This is a genomic window from Pararhizobium sp. O133 (assembly GCF_051669845.1).
In the GTDB taxonomy this organism is placed as follows: domain Bacteria; phylum Pseudomonadota; class Alphaproteobacteria; order Rhizobiales; family Rhizobiaceae; genus Pararhizobium.
Genome location: NZ_CP196426.1, coordinates 1,818,316 through 1,837,860 on the forward strand (window position 1 = coordinate 1,818,316; position 19,545 = coordinate 1,837,860).

Consider the following 19,545-nt stretch of genomic DNA (forward strand, 5'->3'; position numbering starts at 1 on the left):
GGTCTAAAGCCCCATATGGGAGCGCCCGCGCAGCAGGATCCACAGGAAGAACGGGGCGCCGACGAAAGCGGTGATGATACCGATCGGCAGCTCGGCCGGCGGTACGATGGTACGCGCGATCATGTCGGCGAAGATCAGCAACGTGCCGCCGAGCAGCGCCGAGGCGGGCAGCAGGTAGCGGTGATCCGGGCCGATGATGAGCCGCAGGACATGCGGCACGACAATGCCGACGAAGCCGATGCCGCCGCTGACCGCGACCGATGCGCCGGTCAGAGCGGCGACGCTGACGATGGCGACGTTCTTCAGCCGTTGCACCGGAACGCCCATGTGGAAGGCGGTGGCCTCGCCGAGCGTCAGCGCGTTCAGGCCGCGCGCCAGGAACGGCACGACGGCGAGAGCGGCGATGATGATCGGTCCTGCCGACAGGATTTTCGTCCAGTTGGCGCCGGCAAGGGAGCCGAGCCCCCAGAAGGTCAGGTCGCGCAATTGCTTGTCGTCGGCGATGAAGATGAGGACGCCGGTGACGGCGTTGGCGAGGGCGGCGAGAGCAATGCCGGCGAGCAGCATGGTCGCAACCGAGGTCTGGCCACTGCGTGTCGCGATCCGGTAGAGCAGCAAGGTTGTGACGAGACAGCCAAGGAATGCGGCGACCGGCAGCGCATAAAAACCGAAGACGGCAAAAAGTGTCCCGAACAGGGAGCTGCCGAGGACGATCGTCAGCACGGCGCCAAGGCTGGCGCCGGATGAAATGCCGACAAGCGCCGGATCGGCCAGCGGATTGCGGAACAAGCCTTGCATGATGGCGCCGGAGACGGCGAGCGACGCGCCGACGAGCAGGCCCATGACGGCGCGGGGCAGGCGGATGTCGAGGATGATGATGCGGTCGCGCACGCTGAGCGCCTGTTCGGCACCCTCCACGCCTAGCAGCCATCGAAGGACATTACCGACCGATGCATTGGCCGCTCCCGTCATGATCGAAGCTGCGAACATGGCGATGGTGATACCGCCAAGCACGACAATCAGGATACGGGCCAAGCGCGAGCGGTCGCCCGTCCGCCATTCGGACATCACACGGGCGGCAATCGAACGAGGCTGGTCGTCATGCACTGCCATTTCACTGCGAGGCATTCGTTTTTCCGTAGATGGCCGCGTTCAGCTCGCGCACCATGCTTGCCGTGCGCGGGCCGAAGCCGAGCAGATACAGGCCGTCCATGCGGATAACCGCCTTGCTCTTGGCGGCGGGTGTGAGCGACAGTGCCGGATGGGCCAGGAGTTCGTCGTCGCTTGCGGCATGGCCGCCGCTGCGGGTCATCATCAGCACGACATCCGGCTTGGCCTCGATGATGGCCTCGTCGGTGAGCGGCTTGTAGCCGGGGAAGGTATCGGTGGCGTTGACGGCGCCGGACAGCGCGATGATGCCGTCGGCGGCGGTATGGGCGCCGGCGGCCATGATCTTGCCGCCCTGGGCGCTGAGGATGAACATCACGCGCTTGCGCTCGTTTTCCGGGCGCTTGGCGGCATCGGAGACGGCAGCGTCGAGATCGGCTTTCACTGTGTCGGACAGGGCTGCTGCCTTTTCCGGAACGCCGAGGAATTCACCAATGGTGCGGATTTTGTCTAGGATCCCGTCACGGTCGTATTTTTCCGAGACGGTCTGGAAGGGGATGTTGGCGTCCTTCAGAATATTCAGCGTTTCCGGCGGGCCGCTGCCTTCGACGGCGATGATAGCGGTCGGATTGGTGGCGATCACGCCTTCCGGCGACAATTGCCGCATATAGCCGACGTCAGGCAGCTTGGTGGCTGCTTCCGGATAGACGCTGGTGGAATCGCGGCCGACAAGCCGGCTTTCCTCGCCCAGCGAGTAGATGATTTCGGTCACGGCGCCGCCCACCGAAACGAGGCGCGACGTATCGGCTTTCTGCATGTCCTGCGCCACGGCGGCACGCACGAAGGACGGACCGTCCGGAAGTGCGTTCGGCAGGATGAACGGAGCGGATACGGCAAACAGCGCCAGAGCCAGTTCCCAGGAACGGAGCCGGCGGAAATCATGGGAGGTTTTCATATCGGTTCCTTCAGGCTGCCGCAGTGATATCCAGCCGGGCGAGATTTTCCATGATCGCGCGCCAGTCGTCGCGCTCGGCATAACCTTCCTTGCGCTTGCCAAAGAACTGGATGACCATTTCGCCCTTGGCGTCGAGCGCCTCGAGCGATGTTACATGCCCATCGGCGGTCGGCTTGCGAACGGCCCAGATTTCGGCGAGGTGGTCGGTGCGCAGGTGCAGGTGGAAGGTCGGATCCATGACGTTCAGCCAGGGACCCATGGTCTGAATGTTGGCGACCGGACCGGAATGGATCTGGATGACGCCATGATTGCCGACGAAGCACATGATCGGCAGATCGACCTTGGTCGATTCCCTCATCATGTCTTCGACCGCGCTCGGCTGAAGTTTCCAGGCGAAATCCTCGCCGATGGACTCCAGCGCCTGGCGGCGGCCGAGCTTCAGCTTGCGCAGCAGGCCATGGAACTGATGCGTATCCGTCATCCTGCTCCATTCGTCGCGCAGGACGGCGACATCGACCGTGGCGCTTTCGCTGTCGGCGATGTTCTCCACCGCAGCAACGGCTGAAAACTCCTCCGACTGGTCCTCCAGCCGGAAACCCTCGACGATGCGGTTATAGGCTTCCAGATTGGAGGCCGCGCGCAGATGTATCTTGTGGACGGCGGTGCCCTGCTTATCGAAGAACTGCAGGCTGCGGCGAACGTCATTCCCATCCGTCTTGGTCACGGCGAAGCCATGTGCCCAGGTACTCGGAAAGATGCGCAGGTCGATGTTCTCGCCGAGCACGATCGAGGCATGTTTTCCGGGCGTGATGTTTTCGAAGACACCGATCTTTTCGTGCACGGCGCTCTCGTTGCGGGTCAGCGCCATGACCTCGCCGAGTTCGGCGGCGCGCTCGAGGAAGCGGTTGGCATCACCATCGATGCGGATGGCGGTCAGTCCGCATTCGGCGGCAACGAGGGCGGCTTCCGAAATGCCCATCTGTGCTGCGATATCGCGCTCGCGCATCTTCGGGTTCGCCGCGCGATAGGCGCGGATTTCGGCTGGGATCGGGAACGTCTGGGTCATGTGTTGGCCTATTTGTTCAGAATAAGTTTGCCCTGGCGGGTAATTTTCATTCGGTAGATGGCGCCGTCGTGCGAGATCAGGATCTCGTTGTCGCCACGGAAAAGCTCGCGACTTTCGACAATGCGTTGCGTCTGGTTGGCCGGCGCGGGGGCTGGTCCGGCATCTTGTTCATTCGGTGTCACAGGCGTCTGGTCCTGATCAGGCGGCCGAAAACAGGGGACAGATCCCCCTTTGCGGCCGGGTCATTGCGATTAGTATCTTGACTTCATTACTCATCTTTTATTATGGACGCAATACAGGAATTTTAGAGTCAAGTTAATTGGCATTGATGTGGTTGCGACGATGCTTTGGCCAAGTCCCAAGGTTCGGGATCGGCGATCTTCAGGAATGGATGGACAATGATGAAATTCAATCGACTGCTGCCCTTGGCGCTGATCGCCATCCTTTCGTCCGGCGCAGGCGCCGTGGCGCAGGATTCGAGCGGCAATCTCACGGTCGAGATCAATGAACTCGCGCCATCCGACAAGGGCTGCAAGCTGACCTTCGTTGCCGGCAACGGCCTTGCGCAGGGGTTGACCAAGGTCTCGTTCGAATTCGTGCTGTTCGATGAAAAGGGATTGGTCGAGCGGATGGCCGTGCTCGACTTTCGCGATCTGCCGGCCGGCAAGACCAAGGTCCGCCAATTCGATCTTCCCGGCACGAAATGCGAATCCGTCAAGAGCCTGCTGATCAACGATGCACCGGTCTGCAACGGTGAAGGCGTCGCCAAGGATGCCTGCATGAAGGTCCTGAAGACCGGATCGAAGTCGTCAGTCGAATTGAAGGGCTGATGCGGCTTTCGCATCGGTATCTGGAATGAACAATACGATCAAATGGACCGGGGCCATCGTCCTTTCGCTGTTGGCGCATGCGGGAACGGCAAAACTGTTCGAGCCAAGTGAGAAGCCGCCCGAACTGGCCACTGTCGCAGGCGGCGAGGAAATGGAAGTCGCGGTCCTCGGCAATGCGTTCGAGGAAACGATCCTGTCGGGAGATCCGGAGCAGGAGATCGAGCCGGACGAAGTCGAGCCCACCGAGGTGGAGCCGGAGCCTGTTGAGGTGGCCGAAGTTCCGCCGGTGCAGTCGGAAATAACATCGGAGACGCCGACGGACATCCTTCCGACGGAAGCCGATGTCGTTCTGCCGGCCGAGGACATGCCGCCGGTGACCGCCGAGCAGCCGGAGATCACCGCCACGGTGGCTCCGGCTGAAACCGTTATTCCTGAGGAAAAGCCGGAACCTGAAGAGATCAAGCCGGAACCGGAAACGAAGCCGGAGCCGAAGAAGGAAAAGCCTGAAAAGGAAAAGCCGCAGAAGAAGCCCGTCAAGAAGAAGGCGGGCGACAAGGGCCAGCAGGTGGAATCGGCCAAGAAGGGACAGGCCGACGGTGTGGAGAATGCCGCATCGAGTTCGAACGCGTCCAAGAAAGGCAAGGTTGCGCAGGCCTTGGGTAATGGCGCGGAGACGCGGTATTCCGGACGAGTGCGCGCCAAGGTTAATCGCAACTTCCGCTACCCGAAATCGGCTTCGCGTGGCACGAAAGGCAGCGTCACTGTTGCTTTCACCGTGACGAGCAGTGGGGGCTTGGCCGGCGTAAGAATGGTAAGAGGGTCCGGTGTTGCGGTCCTTGATGACGCGGCGCTGAATGCCGTGCGGAAAGCGGCTCCGTTCCCCGCAATCCCCGAGGGCGGACGCAGTCCCTGGCCATTCACCATCCAGCTTGTCTACAGATAAGATCGTTTCGACAGACGTCTGCCGAAACCCGCCTGTGTGAGCATGAGGCGGGTGAATATGGCCTAATGGCCTGCCGAATTAGTCGCCAAAAAACATGACTAAAACATTCATCTTTATACTTTACTCTTTTTCTCAAGTTAAATAGGGTGCCGTCACGATCAGCAAACCGGACGATTCCGGCAACGAGCGGAGACTGACATGGGCGACAGACGGAACCAGCTGAAGCCGAAGCAGAAACAGGCGCGCGACAGCGATGCGCGCGGTGCATCCTCTTCGTCCGATGCGAAAACCAACAAGCTGGAAGGCCGCAGTTTCCTCTATGTCGGCGGGCGCGATTGTCAGGTGGCGCATCTGCGCCAGATCGCCAGTTCCCATGGCGCGGAGCTTATCCATCACGATGGTGGTTTACGCGAGGCGGTATCGCGCATCGACAATATCCTGCCTTCCGTCGACTGCGTCTTCTGCCCGATCGACTGTATCAGTCATGATGCGTGTTTGCGTGTGAAAACCGGTTGCAAGAAGTGGGGCAAGGCCTTCGTGCCGTTGCGCAACGGCAGCAAGTCGAGCCTTGAGCGCGCTTTTCTCGACTTGAAAGGGAACCACAGCAACGCCAGCTGATTGCCCCCACATGGATCAATTTTCGGACGCCGTTTGCGTGTCCAGTTTTGGAGATTAAACGATGAGCAATGAGCGTCCAGATCAGTTCATGATGATCGGACTGCATAAGCTGGCTTCGCAGTTCGGCGACGGCCTGGTTCCGGAACTCTACGAGCTTCTGTCGAACCGGGCGCGGATGGCTGAGGAAAACCCGAATGTCACCGAGTTTCCGGCCTGGCAATCGCGTCCGCCGGTACGTTTGCCATTGGGGCTTGCGCCGGAGTCGCGCGATAATATCCTGTCATTCCCAGCCGGCGCTGCCGTAGAAGTGCCGAACAAGAACCGGGCTTGAGGATATCTGCATGTATTTCGCCATGAACAGGTTCAGGATCGCGATCGGTCACGAAGCAGCCTTCGAGGATGTCTGGAAAAACCGTGATGCCAGCCTCTCCGAGGTTCCCGGATTCAAGGGGTTCCGCCTGCTGCGTGGCGAGACGATTGCCGATGAAGGCTATACTTTGTTCGTTTCCAGTTCGATCTGGGACAGCCGCGATGCCTTTTCCGCATGGACCAAGTCGGAGAATTTTCGCGCCGCTCACAGAAGTGCGGCGGAGAACCGGGCGATGTATCTCGGGCCTCCGAAGTTCGAGGGATTTTCGGTGGTTGAAGGCGCTTAAGCCTCTTTGGATTTGAAGAAGCAGCCAACTGCTACCGCGAGCCAGCCGCTCATCATCAGGATGCCGCCCGTCGGTGCCGACATCGGGAACAGGCCGTGGGCGAGAAAGTGCCGGGCCGTCAAATCTACCGCAAACAGTGCCGTGCCTGCTGACAGGAGTAGGGCCGCAGCTGGCGCCGTGCGCAATATCGGCCAGGCCGCATAGAGCGCGATCAGGGCAGGGGCATGTGCCAGGCACATGGCCGAAGCGCCTCCCAGCAGGCGCGGGTCGGCGCCATGCGAGGCGGCGGCCGCGCTGACCACGCCCGCAACCCCCATCAGCCCGGCAATGAAGAGGATCGCCGATCGTAACTGGCCGTTCCGCATGATCTATTCGTCCCTGTTCCGCATGTGATGGGCCAGCCGCATCACCGGCTCGAGGATGATGGCGCGCAATTGCGGGTGGGCGATCGTCTCGTCCAGCGCGCGGGTGAAGCACAGAAGCCATTCGTCGCGCTCTTCCGCTCCGATTGATGCGCCGAAATGGCGGCTTCTCAGCTGCGGATGGCCGCGCTTGCCGGTATAAAGCGGCGGGCCGCCGAGCCAGCCGGTCAGGTATTCGTAGAATTTCTCTTCGCTGCCGGAAAGGTCCGCCGGATGCAGCGCGCGGCAGCGGGCGGCTTCCGGCAGTGTGTCCATCAGTTCGTAGAACCGATGCGTCAAGGCGCGCACGGTGTCGTCGCCACCAATGGCGTTGTAAAGGGTTTCGGTCTGCGCGTCCGTCATCAAAGTTTCCCAGATTTCCGTTTCTTTTACCGTGACGTGCCGCGCCGTTCCAATGGTTTTCACGGCTACCAGCCAAGTTGCGGCGATTGAGCGCGCCGATCGATGAAACTGCGAAATCTCTTGACAAACCGGCCAGACGGTATCTTTGTGGCGGCATGTCCATCGCGCATCACAGAAAAAAGCAGCCCGAGCTTGTCCGACAGCAATTGCTGGAGGTCGCCGCGCGCCTGTCGCTGGAGCAGGGTGCCGCCGGCGTGACGCTCGATGCCGTGTCGCAGGCCGCCGGTGTCAGCAAGGGCGGCCTGCTGCATCATTTCCCGAACAAGATGGCGCTGCTCGATGGATTGTTCGATGACTTGACCGGCAAGCTCGACCGGATGATCGCCGAGGAAATGCGCAACGATCCGGTCGCGCATGGCCGCTTCACCCGCGCCTATCTGTCCTGCGTCTTCCAGATGCAGGACGAGGCCGATGTGCAGGGCTGGCAGGTCCTGACAATCGCACTTCTGTCGGAGCCGCAATTGCGCGCACGCTGGAAATTGTGGGTGGCGGATCGGGCGGACGAGTTCATGGGGACCGATTCCTCGGCCGGCTGCCTGCTGGCGCGGTTTGCCGCCGATGGTCTGTGGCTGGCGGATATCCTCAAGAGCCATGACGTCGACCAGCCGACACGCCAGGCAATGCGCAGCCATCTCATCGCCCTTTCCCTGCAATAACGGATCCCTGGAGCCCAAGATGAACCCCGCAATGCTGTACGGCATGCTCGTGATCGCCATCGTCTTCGAGGTGCTGGGAACGTCTGCCATGCAGGCTGCCCAGCATTTCACCAAGCTGGTACCGACGCTCATCATGGTCGTCTGCTATGCCATCGCCTTTTATTTCCTGTCCTATACGCTGCGAGCCATTCCCGTGGGCATCGCCTATGCGGTCTGGAGCGGTCTTGGCATCGTGCTGATCTCGCTGGTCGGCACTTTCGGCTTTGGCCAGAAGCTGGATTTCGCCGCCGTGCTCGGGCTTGGATTGATCATTGCCGGGGTTGTCGTGCTGAACGTCTTCTCTAAGTCCAGCTTTCACTAAACAATTCGGGGTGACGGATTTCCGCTTGCAAAAGCAGGCAGCGGATTCTATCGCTTCAAATTGAAAGCGGTTTCAAATCCACCGAATCCCAAGCCGGTGGAAAGAGGAGAAGGGTTGACCATGACCATCAAAGCGGTTGTCTGGGGCGAGAATATTCACGAGCAGACCAACGAGATCGTCCGGAGTATTTACCCGAACGGCATGCACAACACGATTGCTGCGGCCCTGAACACGGATCCGTCGATCGAAGCAACGACGGCGACGCTGCAGGAGCCCGAGCATGGCCTGAGCGTCGAGCGTCTGGCCAAGACGGATGTGCTTCTGTGGTGGGGGCACAAGGATCACGGCGCGGTGTCCGACGAGATCGTCGAGCGCGTCGCCAAACGGGTCTGGGAAGGCATGGGCCTGATCGTGCTGCATTCCGGCCATTTCTCCAAGCCGTTCAAGCGGCTGATGGGCACGCCCTGCGCGCTGAAATGGCGCGAAGCGGGCGAGCGTGAGCGGTTGTGGGTCATCAACCCGCGCCATCCGATCGCCGAAGGGCTCGATGAGAATTTCGTGCTTGAAAACGAGGAAATGTACGGCGAGCAGTTCTCCGTTCCGGAGCCGCTGGAAACCGTGTTCATTTCCTGGTTCGCTGGCGGTGAAGTGTTCCGCTCGGGCCTGACCTGGCGTCGCGGCGCTGGCAATATCTTCTATTTCCGTCCCGGCCACGAGACCTATCCGACCTATCACGACGCCAATGTCCACAAGGTTCTGCGCAATTCGGTGAAGTGGGCCTACAACCCGCAGGGCACCTATACGCCGATCCATGACGCGCCGAACGTTCCGGTCGAAAAGGCACTGGAGCCGATCGTCGAGCGCGGCCCACGGCTGCACCAGGCCGGCGAGGAAGGATACAAGTGATGCAGACCATTCGTCTCCTGATCCTGGGCACCGGCGGCATGGCCAATACCCATGCCATGAACTTCGCCACGATAAGCGGCGTCGAACTGGTGGCCGCCGTCGATGTCGACCAGGTTCGCGTGCAGTCCTTTGCCGCGCGCCACAAGATCGAACAGACCTTCACCTCGCTGGATGAGGCAATTGCGTGGGGCGCGTTCGACGCGGTCGCCAATGTGACGCCGGACAAGATCCACTATCCGACGACGCTGAAGCTGCTTGCGGCCGGTAAGCATGTGCTCTGCGAAAAGCCGTTGGCCGAAGACTATGCCAAGGCCGACGAGATGGCGACGGCGGCGGAGAAATCCGGCCTGGTGACCATGGTCAACCTGACCTATCGCAACGTCGCCGAAGTCCAGAAGGCGCGAAAAATGGTTCTGGCCGGCGAAATCGGCAGGGTCCGCCATATCGAGGCGTCCTATCTGCAGAGCTGGCTGGTTTCCAAGGCCTGGGGCGACTGGTCGACGGAATCGCAGTGGCTCTGGCGGCTATCGACCAAACACGGGTCGAACGGCGTGCTCGGCGATGTCGGCATTCATATCCTCGATTTCGCCGGTTATGGTGCAGCGACCGATGTCGATCACATCTTTGCCCGCTTGAAGACCTTCGACAAGGCGCCGGGCAACAAGATCGGCGAATATGATCTCGACGCGAATGACAGCTTCACCATGACGGCGGAATTTGCCAACGGCGCCATGGGTGTCGTTCATGCCAGCCGCTGGGCTGTCGGTCACCTCAACGAATTGCGCCTGCGCATGCATGGCGACAAGGGCGCAATCGAGGTCATCCATACGCCGGACGGATCGACGCTACGGGCGTGCCTGGGCGAAGATATCGAGAAGGGTATCTGGAAGGATATCGACGCCGGCACGGTGCTGACCAACTACCAGCGCTTCATCGATGCGGTGCGCGCCGACAAGACGGCGGAACCGGGCTTCCGGCATGCGGCAGACCTGCAGAAGGTTCTCGACCTGGCGATGCTGACCGAAAAAGAACGCCGCGAACTGGCGGTCTAGGCCTTCTTCACCGCAGCCGTCGAGTTGCGGATGACGAGTTCCACCGGCCAGACCTCGCGCAGCGTCCCGGCCGGTGTTCCCTGCAGAAGTTCCAGCACCATTTCCCCGATCCGCGCGCCCGCCGCGCGGATCGATGATCGCGTGGTCGACAGCGTCGGGACGAGATGGTCCGGGCTGATATAGGGGAAGACGTCGTCATGGGCGATCAGCGAGATATCCTCGCCGACCTTCATGCCGGCAATGCGGATCGCCCGCATGGCGCCTAGCGCCGACATCATCGAGCCCGCGACGACAGCCGTCGGTTTGTCTTCGAGCTTCAGAAAACCCTGCATCAGGCGAAAACCCATTTCGTCGGTGAACTCACCGTGCCCGGCCAGCGCCGGGTCGATCGCGACGCCGCGTTCTGTAAGGGCCGTCTGGTAGCCCTCCTGCCGATGTTCGGCAAAGATGCGGCCGCGATAGCCGTTGAGAAAGGCGATGCGGCGGTGGCCAAGGTCGAGCAGGTGGCTGGTCGCCTGGCGCACGGCACCGTAATTGTCGATGTCCAGCCAGCCGAAATTGCCGTCGGTATTGGTTCGTCCATGGACGATGAAGGGCAGACGGAGCGAATTCAGGAGCGCGATGCGCGGGTCGTCGAGAAAGGGCGAGTGCAGGATGACGGCATCGACGCGCTTGCTGGCGGCGAGCCGCCGATAGGTCGCAAGCTCGGCCTCCTGCGAATCGACGGTGGAAACGAGGATATCGATCTCTTCCTGCTGCAGCCGACCGCCGAGCCCGCCCATGAACTCGCTCGTATGCGGGCCGAACTCGCCGCCGCCCTTCAGCACAATGCCGATTGCGCCGACCCGCCCGGTGGCAAGGCCGAGCGCGCTGGTGTTCGGCCGGTATCCGTATTCGAGCGCGGCCTTGAGCACCCGCTCGCGCGTTGCCTGTTTCACCTCCGGATAACCGCTCAAGGCACGGCTGACCGTCGTCTGTGACAGTTCGAGCCGGTTTGCGAACTCCTTGAGGTTCATGCGGGGTTTCCTGTTGTCTGCCGCGTCAGTTTAAGCTGCTTTACGAGCGGATCAAAGGGGCAATGCCGGGCACGCCCGCACGGATTCGGCTGGAGAAGCCGGGCGCCGTATTGACAGCCTGCGCCCGGCCGCTGATGGTGCCGCCATTCCGCAATTCATCGAGCGTGAAGCCCGGCATCAAGCCGTTGAGGTCGGCGATAGAGGCCGGCAGGGTAGCCGAGAACCAAAGGCGGTAATCGAGCGGCGCGTCGGTTACGATCCGGCTGACGAGTTCGGTCGTGATGTCGGTGTAGTCGGTGGTCAGCGTGTTGTAGAAACGCGGCGTCTCGGTGACGCTGTTAGCTTGCTCGATATAGGTCATGAACAGAGACCGCATCGCAGGCTTCGGCATGTTGATGCGATAGAGGCGAACGGTCTGCCCCCGGATATTGGTGCGCAGGCGGATGCTGTCGCGCTCGTCGGCCGCGATGACGATGGCTTCGTATTGCTTGAAGAGCGTGCCGATCTCCGAGACGCTTTCGTTTTTCTCCCAGCGGATTTCATTCGAGAAGGTGACGTAGGTTCCATCATCGAAGCCGAACGATATCAGCGGGTGGGCAATGGCAGGGATGGCTTCGTTCGGCAGGATCAGGTCGACCGAGGTCAGCTTTTCGAGATCATAGGTGCGGTTTTCCCAGCGGGGCGTGTAGTCGGTCGCGGTGCGCCAGTCGAAATTCCGTACATTGGCGAGTGTCACCTCCGGGCCGTTGACGACGGCGGCCGTTGTCCGGGCTACTTCTTCGGCCCAATCACGGCTGCTGCTTGCCGGAATGTTGTCCCACCAGAAGAGCAGAGCGGCAAGCATGGCCGGATAGATCAGCACGATGAGCCGCGACCGGCGGCGGATGTAGACGATCAGGGCAACCAGCGACAGGACCGCCCACAGCGCCGCCGCGGTTGCGCGCAGCCAGACGACAGCGGGAAATTGATAGAAGAGGGCAAGCCCACCCCAGATGCCGAAGCCGAGAATGACCAGCATGGAAAGCACGCGCAGCAGGCTTCCAAGAAGATGGACGCGCTCGCGTGGTGGCTGGTCGGTCGTCATGGATGGTATCCTCGCGTCGTTTGCGCCCTGCTTTGGCAGATTTCGCCCTGGGCTGACACCCGCTTTTTCAGCGAAAGGTGAATTTCGACTGTCACGCTCGCGTGCATCCGGCGCAGCGATCACGCTTTGCGCGAGCCGGCAAGTCGTTGTTCCCTAGCCACTTTTCGGGACAAGGAATTTCGCGGCGACTGCATTGTTATTCGTCATACGATTGACTAGCATCGCATTCTTGACCATTCGGACAAAATTGGGCGCGCACCCCAAAGCACATCAGGCAAAGCAGGGTTTTGAATATGCAGGCGGTTTTCGACGGGCACAACGATGTGTTGCTTAGGCTCTGGAGCAATGCCAGGAACGGTGCCGATCCCGTCCGCGAGTTTACCGAAGGAACGACGGAAGGGCATATCGACGGCCCTCGCGCCAAAAAGGGCGGTCTCGCCGGTGGCCTGTCAGCAATCTATATCCCCTCCGATCATCTGGTGCTGAAGACTCCTGATGAGAACGGTCATTATGCCACGCCGCTGTCGGAGCCGCTGGAACGTCAGCCGTCCCTCGATATCGCGCTGGAATTTGCCGCGATCGCTTTGAAGCTCGATCGCGCCGGCGCCTGGAAACTGTGCCGCTCCACCGCCGATATCCGCGCCGCCATGGCGCAGGGAATCTTCGCCGCCGTCCTGCATATGGAGGGCTGCGAGGCGATCGGCGCGGATCTCGCCGCACTTGAAACCTTCTATGCCGCCGGTCTGCGGTCGCTCGGCCCGGTCTGGAGCCGCAACAATATGTTCGGCCACGGCGTGCCTTTTGCCTTCCCGATGGGCCCGGATACCGGTCCGGGGCTGACCGATGCCGGTTTCGACCTTGTCAGGCAGTGCAATCGGCTCGGCATTCTCATCGATCTCGCCCATATCACCGAGAAGGGCTTCTGGGACGTGGCGAAAACGACCGACCAGCCGCTGATCGCCAGCCATTCCAATGCGCATTCGCTGACCACGGTCGCGCGTAACTTGACCGACCGGCAGCTGGACGCGATCCGTGACACGAAGGGGCTGGCCGGCCTCAACTATGCGACCACCATGCTGCGGCCCGACGGGCTGGAAAATGCGAAGACGCCGCTCTCCGACATGGTGCGGCATGTCGATTACATGATCGAGCGCATGGGCATCGATTGCGTGGCGCTCGGATCGGATTTCGACGGCGCGACCATTCCGGAAGAGATCAGCGATGCGGCCGGCAACCAGAACCTGATTGCCGCCCTGCGGGCTGCCGGATATGGTGACACCGAACTCACTAAAATATGCCGGGAGAACTGGCTGCGCGTTTTGGCTCAAGCCTGGCACGAACCAGCTTGAGTTGGAAGAAAAGCCCATAACGGTTTAAAAAAGGGAACGGAACGATGATGCATGCACTGAACAGACATGTCCGAATGTTGACGGCAGGCGCCGCCACGCTGATCCTGATGGCGGGCGCGCCGGCTTTCGCCGAAACGCCGGCGGATACATTGGTCGAAGGCTTTGCGATCGATGACATCATCACCATGGACCCGGGCGAAGCCTTCGAATTGTCGACGGCCGAAGTGACCGCCAACACTTACAGCTACCTCGTCCGCCTCGACCTCAACGACACGTCCAAGATCGTCGGCGACCTCGCCGAAAGCTGGACGGTTTCGGATGATGGTCTGACCTATACGTTCAAGCTGAAGCCGGACCTGAAATTCGCCTCCGGCAATCCGGTGACGGCGGAAGACGTGGCCTATTCCTTCGAACGTGTCGTCAAGCTCGACAAGAGCCCGGCCTTCATCCTCACCCAGTTCGGCTTGAGCGGGGACAATGTCACGGAAAAGGCAAAGGCGACGGACGCATCCACCTTCACCTTCACTGTCGACAAGGCCTACGCGCCGAGCTTCGTGCTGAACTGCCTGACGGCAACGGTTGGCGCCGTCGTCGACAAGAAGCTGGTTCTGGAGCACGTGGCGGCCGTCACGCCGTCTGACGAATACAAGTACGACAACGACTTCGGCAATGAATGGTTGAAGACGGGCTATGCCGGCTCGGGCGCCTTCAAGCTGCGCGAATGGCGCGCCAACGAAGTCGTGGTGCTGGAGCGCAACGACAATTACTACGGCGAAAAAGTGCCGCTCGCCCGCGTCATCTATCGCCACATGAAGGAAAGCTCCGGTCAGCGTCTGGCGCTCGAAGCCGGCGATATCGATGTTGCCCGCAACCTCGAGCCAGGCGATCTCGACGCCGTCACCAAGAACGGCGATCTTGCGACGACATCAGCGCCGAAGGGCACCGTCTACTATTTCAGCCTCAACCAGAAGAACCCCAATCTCGCCAAGCCGGAAGTGGCGGAAGCCTTCAAGTATCTGGTTGACTACGATGCGATCGGCTCGACCCTGATCAAGGGCATCGGCGATATTCACCAGACCTTCCTGCCGAAGGGCGTTCTGGGCGAACTGGATGAGAATCCCTACAAGCTCGACGTCGCCAAGGCGAAGGAACTGCTGGCGAAGGCCGGCCTCGCCGATGGCTTCAGCGTCACCATGGACGTGCGCAACACGCAGCCGGTGACGGGCATCGCCGAATCCGTGCAGCAGACGCTCGGCCAGGCCGGCATCAAGATGGAAATCATTCCCGGCGACGGCAAGCAGACACTGACCAAGTACCGCGCCCGCACGCATGACATCTATATCGGCCAGTGGGGCCAGGATTATTTCGATCCGAACTCCAATGCCGAGACCTTCACCGTCAACCCGGACAATTCGGACGAAGGCAAGAACAAGACGCTCGCCTGGCGCAATGCCTGGGACGTTCCGAAGGAATGGACGGAGCAGAGCAAGGCGGCGCTTCTCGAAAAGGACGCCACCAAGCGCGCCGATATGTACAAGGACCTGCAGAAAAAGGTGCTTGAAAAGAGCCCGTTCGTGATCGTCTTCCAGCAGACGGAAGTGGCCGGTTACAGCGCGAAGCTGAAAGGCTTCAAGCTCGGTCCGAGCTTCGACACCAACTACGTCTTCACGGTCTCCAAGTAGCCGTTGGCAGGGATCCTCCGTTGACCATTCCTGAAGCAACACAATCGGCCGGGCGCAAACGCGCCCGCGCCAAAGGCATGGCGACAAGCATTTTCCGTTTTCTCGTCGTGATCGTCACGACCTATCTCGGTCTGCTTGCCGTGACCTTCTTCATTGGCCGGGTGATCCCCATCGATCCGGTTCTTGCCGTTCTGGGCGACCGGGCGCCGACCCATGTCGTCGAGCGTACCCGCGAATTGATGGGCTTCAACAAGCCGCTCTATGTCCAGTTCTATATCTATGTCCGCGATGCGCTGACCGGCAATTTTGGCACGTCGGTGCTGACGACCAATCCGGTTATGGCCGATATTCGCCGCGTCTTCCCCGCGACGCTGGAACTGGCGACCGTCGGCACGATCATCGGCAGTTTGATCGGCGTGCCGCTCGGCGTTCTCGCCGCCGTCAAGCGTGGTTCGATCGCCGACCAGATCGTCCGCGTCGTCGGCCTTGTCGGCTATTCCGTGCCGATCTTCTGGCTGGCGCTTCTGTCGCTGCTTCTGTTCTACGCCAAGCTGCGCTGGGTCGCGTTTCCCGGCCGCATCGACATCGTCTACGAATACAGTTTCACGCCGGTCACCGGCCTGTACCTGCTGGACTCGTTGTGGCAGGGGCAGTGGGATGTGTTCCGCGATGTCTTCCGCCACATCATCCTGCCGGCATCGCTGCTCGGTTATTTCTCGCTCGCCTATATCAGCCGCATGACCCGCAGTTTCATGCTGAACGAACTGAGCCAGGAATATATCGTTGCCGCGCGCGCCAAGGGTCTGTCGGAAACACGCATCATCTGGGGCCATGCGTTGCGCAATGCCGCGGTGCCGCTGGTCACCGTCATCGCGCTCTCCTATGCCGGCCTGCTCGAAGGCTCGGTGCTGACGGAGACGGTGTTCGCCTGGCCGGGGCTGGGTCTCTACATCACCAATTCGCTGCAGAACGCCGACATGAACGCGGTTCTCGGCGGGACGATCGTCATCGGCTCCGTCTTCATCGCCATCAACATCCTGTCCGATCTCTTGTATCGGACGCTTGACCCGAGGACGCGCGCACGATGAGTGAGATCCCGTCCACGCCCATGACCCGCCGCCAATGGCTGATGTCCGACCGGCCGCAATCGCGGCTGCAGGCACGGCTTGGCCGCGCCTACATGACCTGGCAGCGGTTTTCCGCGAACAAACTGGCGGTCGCCGGTCTTTGCATCATTCTCCTGCTCATCCTGATCGCCATCTTCGCCGATGTGCTGGCGCCGCATTCACCCGTGATCGGCGATCTCGGCGGCGCGCGCCTGCTGCCGCCGGGCAGCGAGGGCTATCTGCTCGGCACCGATGATCAGGGCCGGGATATTCTCTCTCGCCTGCTGCATGGATCGCGCCTGACCTTGCTGGTCATCGTGCTGGTGGCGATCATCGCGGCGCCCATCGGTCTGCTTGTTGGCGCCGTCTCTGGTTATGCCGGTGGCTGGGTCGATGCCGTGCTGATGCGGATCACCGACATTTTCCTCGCCTTTCCGAAGCTCGTTCTGGCGCTGGCCTTTGTCGCTGCCATGGGGCCGGGCATCCAGAACGCCATCATCGCCATCGCCATCACCTCCTGGCCGCCCTATGCCCGCATCGCCCGGGCTGAGACACTGAGCGTGCGCAATTCCGACTATATCGCCGCCGTCCGCCTGATGGGAGCGTCGCCTTTCCGCATCGTCCTGCGCCATGTCATGCCGATGTGCGTGTCGTCGCTGATCGTCCGCGTCACGCTCGACATGGCCGGCATCATCCTGACGGCGGCCGGCCTCGGCTTCCTCGGTCTTGGTGCGCAGCCGCCATTGCCGGAATGGGGCGCGATGATCGCATCCGGTCGCCGCTTCATCCTCGACCAGTGGTGGGTCGCCACCATGCCCGGCGTCGCCATCCTCATCGTCAGCCTCGGCTTCAACCTGCTGGGCGACGGCCTGCGCGACGCGCTCGATCCGCGGGAGAGCGGCCAATGAGCACGATGCTTGATGTCGACGATCTCCGGGTTTCCTTTCCGACCCGTACCGGCCTGATCGAGGCGGTGCGCGGCGTCTCCTTTAAGCTCGGCCGCGAGCGGCTGGGCATTGTCGGCGAAAGCGGGTCGGGGAAATCGCAGACGGGCAGGGCGATCATGGGGCTGACGCCATCGCATGCCCGGATTTCGGCAAAGACGCTGAATTTCGACGGGATCGACCTGTTGACCGCGCCGCAGAAAGTCCGGCGCAACCTGCGCGGCAGCCGCATCGCCATGATCCTGCAGGACCCGAAATATTCGCTCAATCCGGTCATGAGCATCGGCCGCCAGATCGTCGAGACGCTGCGCACCCATGAAAATGTCAGCAAGCGCGAGGCGCGCGACCGGGCGATTGCCATGCTGGAGGCCGTGCAGATCCGCGATGCCGCCCGCGTCTTCGATCTGCATCCGCACGAAGTGTCGGGCGGCATGGGGCAGAGGGCGATGATCGCGATGATGCTGATCGCCGGTCCGGAACTGCTTGTTGCCGACGAGCCGACATCGGCGCTGGATGTAACCGTCCAGCTCGAAGTCCTGGGTATTCTCGACAAGCTGGTGGCCGAGCGCGGCATGGGGCTGATCTTCATCTCCCACGACCTGCGCCTCGTCTCGTCCTTCTGTGATCGTGTCATCGTCATGTATGCCGGCCGGATCGTCGAGGAACTGGCGGCGTCGGAGTTGGGCAACGCCAAGCACCCCTATACGCAAGGGCTGCTCAATTGCATGCCGATGCTCGGCACCAGCAGGCATCCGCTGCCGGTGCTCGACCGCAAACCGGAGTGGGCGCTATGACGGCAGGCGTTTCGGTCGAAAACCTCACGGTCGCCTATGACGATTTCCTCGCGCTCGACACTGTCAGCATTGAGATAGCGGCGGGTGAAGCCTATGGTTTGGTCGGCGAATCCGGATCAGGAAAATCGACCTTGCTGCGCGCCATCGCCGGTCTGTCGCCGGTTGCCGGCGGCCGGATCCTGCTCGACGGCAAGCCGCTGGATGTGCGCCAGCGCGACAAGGCGTTCTATCGCAAGGTCCAGATGGTCTTTCAGGATCCCTATGGTTCGCTGCATCCGCGCCAGACGGTCGACCGGCTTCTGCAGGAGCCGCTGGCGATTCACGGTATCGCCGATTCCGAACGGCGCATCCTGCAGGCGCTCGACGAGGTCGGTCTCGGCTCGTCCTTCCGCTTCCGCTATTCGCACCAGCTTTCCGGCGGCCAGCGGCAGCGCATCGCCATTGCCCGGGCGCTGATCATCGAACCGCAGGTCATGCTGCTCGACGAGCCGACCTCGGCGCTCGACGCATCCGTCCAGGCAGAGGTTCTCAACCTGCTCGAACAAGTCCGCCGCGACCGCAAGCTCACCTATATCATGGTCAGCCACGACCTCGGTGTCGTCACCCATATGTGCGAGCGCCTGGCGGTGATGAAGAACGGCAAGGTGGTGGAACGCCTGTCGTCGGCCGATCTGGTGGAAGGGCGGCTCAGTGAGGATTACACGAAGAACCTGATGGTCGCGAGCAAGGGGTTCGTGCGCGCTGTTGCATTGCCACAATAGCATTTCAGTTTTTCTAAAAGGAAATGGCCCTCAGATCAGTGATTTGAGGGGCTGACTTGCGATGGAAAAGCTTGACGGAAAAAGCGGTCATGATCTCGAAGCGGCGTCACTCCGGAAGGCTGGACGAATGTAATTCACGCCGGATACGTTCATGAAGCGCATTCGCGACGGCCTGCAGAAATTCCTTTCTACGGCTGTCCAAAGTTACCTCAGCGTCATACTGCAAGGGCTCGCGAATTTTTTCCATGAACCCCGAGTGATCAAATCGATCGGAAGCCACGTTGACTTCGACCTCGTTGGTGAAGTGAGCGACAAGGGGCTCCAAGGCGAGCCCAGTATCTTTCTGATATTGGATCGCCATATGCTGAGCGAGCTTGCGCATCTGTATATACGGGCCAAATTCGGTGCTCACTCAGCTCTCCTGTGAATCGAAGTGTGGGAGACGTAGATATATAGCCGGTAGTGACGTCGCAAGGATGCGGGTGAAATGACTTTTCTTCCGGCAAAATCCGGGCTGTTCCAACCTGGATCGGGGAAGGGTGGGTGAGCGGACTGGTCCACGTCAATTTACTTTATCAAAGTCAAAGTTTTAATGGAATTTTGTGGCGCACCCGACTGGATTCGAACCAGTGACCCCTGCCTTCGGAGGGCAGTACTCTATCCAGCTGAGCTACGGGTGCATCCGCGACGGCAAGGCGTCGAAGCAGGCTGTGAGCGGTTCATAGCCTAGGACAGGCGGCGCTTCAATGGTGAAAGCGGTTACGGTCAAAGGAAATTTCCGAGTTTTCGCCGAAATGAAAATGCCGCGCTCCGGGAGCGCGGCATCGGTTTTTCT

General features: G+C 61.0%; 24 protein-coding genes and 1 tRNA gene. 15 read left to right on the forward strand and 10 right to left on the reverse strand.

Annotated elements, in window-relative coordinates:
* Positions 1-3: 3 nt before the first annotated feature.
* Genes ACST81_RS08705 through hemP form a run of 4 tightly spaced genes read right to left on the reverse strand, consistent with a single transcriptional unit; the run spans position 4 to position 3,310 of the window.
* Positions 4-1,128, reverse strand: coding sequence for a FecCD family ABC transporter permease (locus tag ACST81_RS08705; protein ID WP_438752531.1), 1,125 nt, complete (start codon positions 1,126-1,128; stop codon positions 4-6).
* Positions 1,115-2,062, reverse strand: a complete 948-nt coding sequence (locus tag ACST81_RS08710; protein ID WP_438752532.1) for a heme/hemin ABC transporter substrate-binding protein — start codon at positions 2,060-2,062, stop codon at positions 1,115-1,117. Before ACST81_RS08710 ends, ACST81_RS08705 begins: the two co-directional genes overlap by 14 nt.
* 10 nt (positions 2,063-2,072) lie before the next feature.
* Entirely contained in the window at positions 2,073-3,128 is a 1,056-nt protein-coding gene (locus tag ACST81_RS08715; protein ID WP_438752533.1) for a hemin-degrading factor, read from the reverse strand.
* An 8-nt stretch (positions 3,129-3,136) separates the two neighbouring features.
* The gene (gene hemP / locus ACST81_RS08720; RefSeq protein ID WP_438752534.1) at positions 3,137-3,310 is read right to left on the reverse strand and encodes a hemin uptake protein HemP; all 174 of its coding nucleotides are present in this window, start codon (positions 3,308-3,310) and stop codon (positions 3,137-3,139) included.
* Between the two features lie 219 nt (positions 3,311-3,529).
* Between hemP and ACST81_RS08725 the strand changes: the two genes are divergently transcribed.
* The 5 genes from ACST81_RS08725 to ACST81_RS08745 all read left to right on the forward strand — a co-directional run bounded on the left by ACST81_RS08725 (position 3,530) and on the right by ACST81_RS08745 (position 6,175).
* Positions 3,530-3,958, forward strand: coding sequence for a hypothetical protein (locus tag ACST81_RS08725; RefSeq protein ID WP_438753451.1), 429 nt, complete (start codon positions 3,530-3,532; stop codon positions 3,956-3,958).
* 25 nt (positions 3,959-3,983) lie between these two features.
* A complete protein-coding gene (locus ACST81_RS08730; RefSeq protein WP_438752535.1) occupies positions 3,984-4,901 on the forward strand; it encodes an energy transducer TonB in 918 nt (305 codons plus the stop codon).
* A 198-nt stretch (positions 4,902-5,099) separates the two neighbouring features.
* Positions 5,100-5,519, forward strand: a complete 420-nt coding sequence (locus ACST81_RS08735; protein ID WP_438752536.1) for a DUF2325 domain-containing protein — start codon at positions 5,100-5,102, stop codon at positions 5,517-5,519.
* Positions 5,520-5,580: 61 nt separating this feature from the next.
* On the forward strand, positions 5,581-5,850 hold the full coding sequence (locus tag ACST81_RS08740) for a hypothetical protein (RefSeq protein WP_438752537.1): 270 nt from the start codon (positions 5,581-5,583) through the stop codon (positions 5,848-5,850).
* 10 nt (positions 5,851-5,860) lie between these two features.
* Positions 5,861-6,175 carry an antibiotic biosynthesis monooxygenase family protein gene (locus ACST81_RS08745; protein ID WP_438752538.1) on the forward strand — a complete coding sequence of 105 codons (315 nt, stop codon included), beginning with the start codon at positions 5,861-5,863 and terminating at the stop codon, positions 6,173-6,175.
* Here the strand turns inward: ACST81_RS08745 and ACST81_RS08750 are convergent.
* Both ACST81_RS08750 and ACST81_RS08755 read right to left on the reverse strand, forming a co-directional pair.
* The gene (locus ACST81_RS08750; RefSeq protein ID WP_438752539.1) at positions 6,172-6,540 is read right to left on the reverse strand and encodes a DUF423 domain-containing protein; all 369 of its coding nucleotides are present in this window, start codon (positions 6,538-6,540) and stop codon (positions 6,172-6,174) included. The two genes, ACST81_RS08745 and ACST81_RS08750, sit on opposite strands and share 4 nt — an antisense overlap.
* 3 nt (positions 6,541-6,543) lie before the next feature.
* A complete protein-coding gene (locus ACST81_RS08755) occupies positions 6,544-6,939 on the reverse strand; it encodes a group II truncated hemoglobin (protein ID WP_438752540.1) in 396 nt (131 codons plus the stop codon).
* 155 nt (positions 6,940-7,094) lie between these two features.
* Between ACST81_RS08755 and ACST81_RS08760 the strand changes: the two genes are divergently transcribed.
* From ACST81_RS08760 to ACST81_RS08775, 4 genes are all read left to right on the forward strand, one after another.
* Entirely contained in the window at positions 7,095-7,655 is a 561-nt protein-coding gene (locus tag ACST81_RS08760; RefSeq protein ID WP_438752541.1) for a TetR/AcrR family transcriptional regulator, read from the forward strand.
* Positions 7,656-7,674: 19 nt separating this feature from the next.
* Positions 7,675-8,016, forward strand: coding sequence for a DMT family transporter (locus tag ACST81_RS08765; protein ID WP_438752542.1), 342 nt, complete (start codon positions 7,675-7,677; stop codon positions 8,014-8,016).
* Positions 8,017-8,136: 120 nt separating this feature from the next.
* The gene (locus ACST81_RS08770; RefSeq protein WP_112407623.1) at positions 8,137-8,922 is read left to right on the forward strand and encodes a ThuA domain-containing protein; all 786 of its coding nucleotides are present in this window, start codon (positions 8,137-8,139) and stop codon (positions 8,920-8,922) included.
* Between the two features lie 8 nt (positions 8,923-8,930).
* Entirely contained in the window at positions 8,931-9,974 is a 1,044-nt protein-coding gene (locus tag ACST81_RS08775) for a Gfo/Idh/MocA family protein (RefSeq protein ID WP_438753453.1), read from the forward strand.
* On the opposite strand, the gene ACST81_RS08780 is transcribed toward ACST81_RS08775, so the two are convergent.
* The gene (locus tag ACST81_RS08780) at positions 9,971-10,990 is read right to left on the reverse strand and encodes a substrate-binding domain-containing protein (protein WP_438752543.1); all 1,020 of its coding nucleotides are present in this window, start codon (positions 10,988-10,990) and stop codon (positions 9,971-9,973) included. The genes ACST81_RS08775 and ACST81_RS08780 overlap by 4 nt on opposite strands.
* Positions 10,991-11,030: 40 nt before the next feature.
* Positions 11,031-12,074: an Lnb N-terminal periplasmic domain-containing protein gene (locus tag ACST81_RS08785; protein WP_438752544.1), complete on the reverse strand. Its 1,044-nt coding sequence runs from the start codon at positions 12,072-12,074 to the stop codon at positions 11,031-11,033.
* A gap of 293 nt (positions 12,075-12,367) precedes the next feature.
* Between ACST81_RS08785 and ACST81_RS08790 the strand changes: the two genes are divergently transcribed.
* From ACST81_RS08790 to ACST81_RS08815, 6 genes are all read left to right on the forward strand, one after another.
* Positions 12,368-13,423, forward strand: coding sequence for a dipeptidase (locus ACST81_RS08790; protein WP_438752545.1), 1,056 nt, complete (start codon positions 12,368-12,370; stop codon positions 13,421-13,423).
* A 44-nt stretch (positions 13,424-13,467) separates the two neighbouring features.
* Positions 13,468-15,105: an ABC transporter substrate-binding protein gene (locus ACST81_RS08795; RefSeq protein ID WP_438752546.1), complete on the forward strand. Its 1,638-nt coding sequence runs from the start codon at positions 13,468-13,470 to the stop codon at positions 15,103-15,105.
* A 77-nt stretch (positions 15,106-15,182) separates the two neighbouring features.
* A complete protein-coding gene (locus tag ACST81_RS08800) occupies positions 15,183-16,193 on the forward strand; it encodes an ABC transporter permease (protein WP_438753456.1) in 1,011 nt (336 codons plus the stop codon).
* Positions 16,190-17,119: an ABC transporter permease gene (locus ACST81_RS08805; RefSeq protein WP_438752547.1), complete on the forward strand. Its 930-nt coding sequence runs from the start codon at positions 16,190-16,192 to the stop codon at positions 17,117-17,119. Before ACST81_RS08800 ends, ACST81_RS08805 begins: the two co-directional genes overlap by 4 nt.
* Positions 17,116-17,949, forward strand: coding sequence for an ABC transporter ATP-binding protein (locus ACST81_RS08810; RefSeq protein ID WP_438752548.1), 834 nt, complete (start codon positions 17,116-17,118; stop codon positions 17,947-17,949). The genes ACST81_RS08805 and ACST81_RS08810 overlap by 4 nt, the downstream gene beginning before the upstream one ends.
* A complete protein-coding gene (locus ACST81_RS08815) occupies positions 17,946-18,710 on the forward strand; it encodes an ABC transporter ATP-binding protein (RefSeq protein WP_438752549.1) in 765 nt (254 codons plus the stop codon). The genes ACST81_RS08810 and ACST81_RS08815 overlap by 4 nt, the downstream gene beginning before the upstream one ends.
* Before the next feature lie 106 nt (positions 18,711-18,816).
* Here the strand turns inward: ACST81_RS08815 and ACST81_RS08820 are convergent, their stop codons facing one another.
* Complete coding sequence (locus ACST81_RS08820) at positions 18,817-19,122, reverse strand: hypothetical protein (RefSeq protein WP_438752550.1); 306 nt, start codon at positions 19,120-19,122, stop codon at positions 18,817-18,819.
* Between the two features lie 191 nt (positions 19,123-19,313).
* Positions 19,314-19,390: transfer RNA gene (locus ACST81_RS08825), tRNA-Arg, on the reverse strand.
* Positions 19,391-19,545 lie beyond the last annotated feature (155 nt).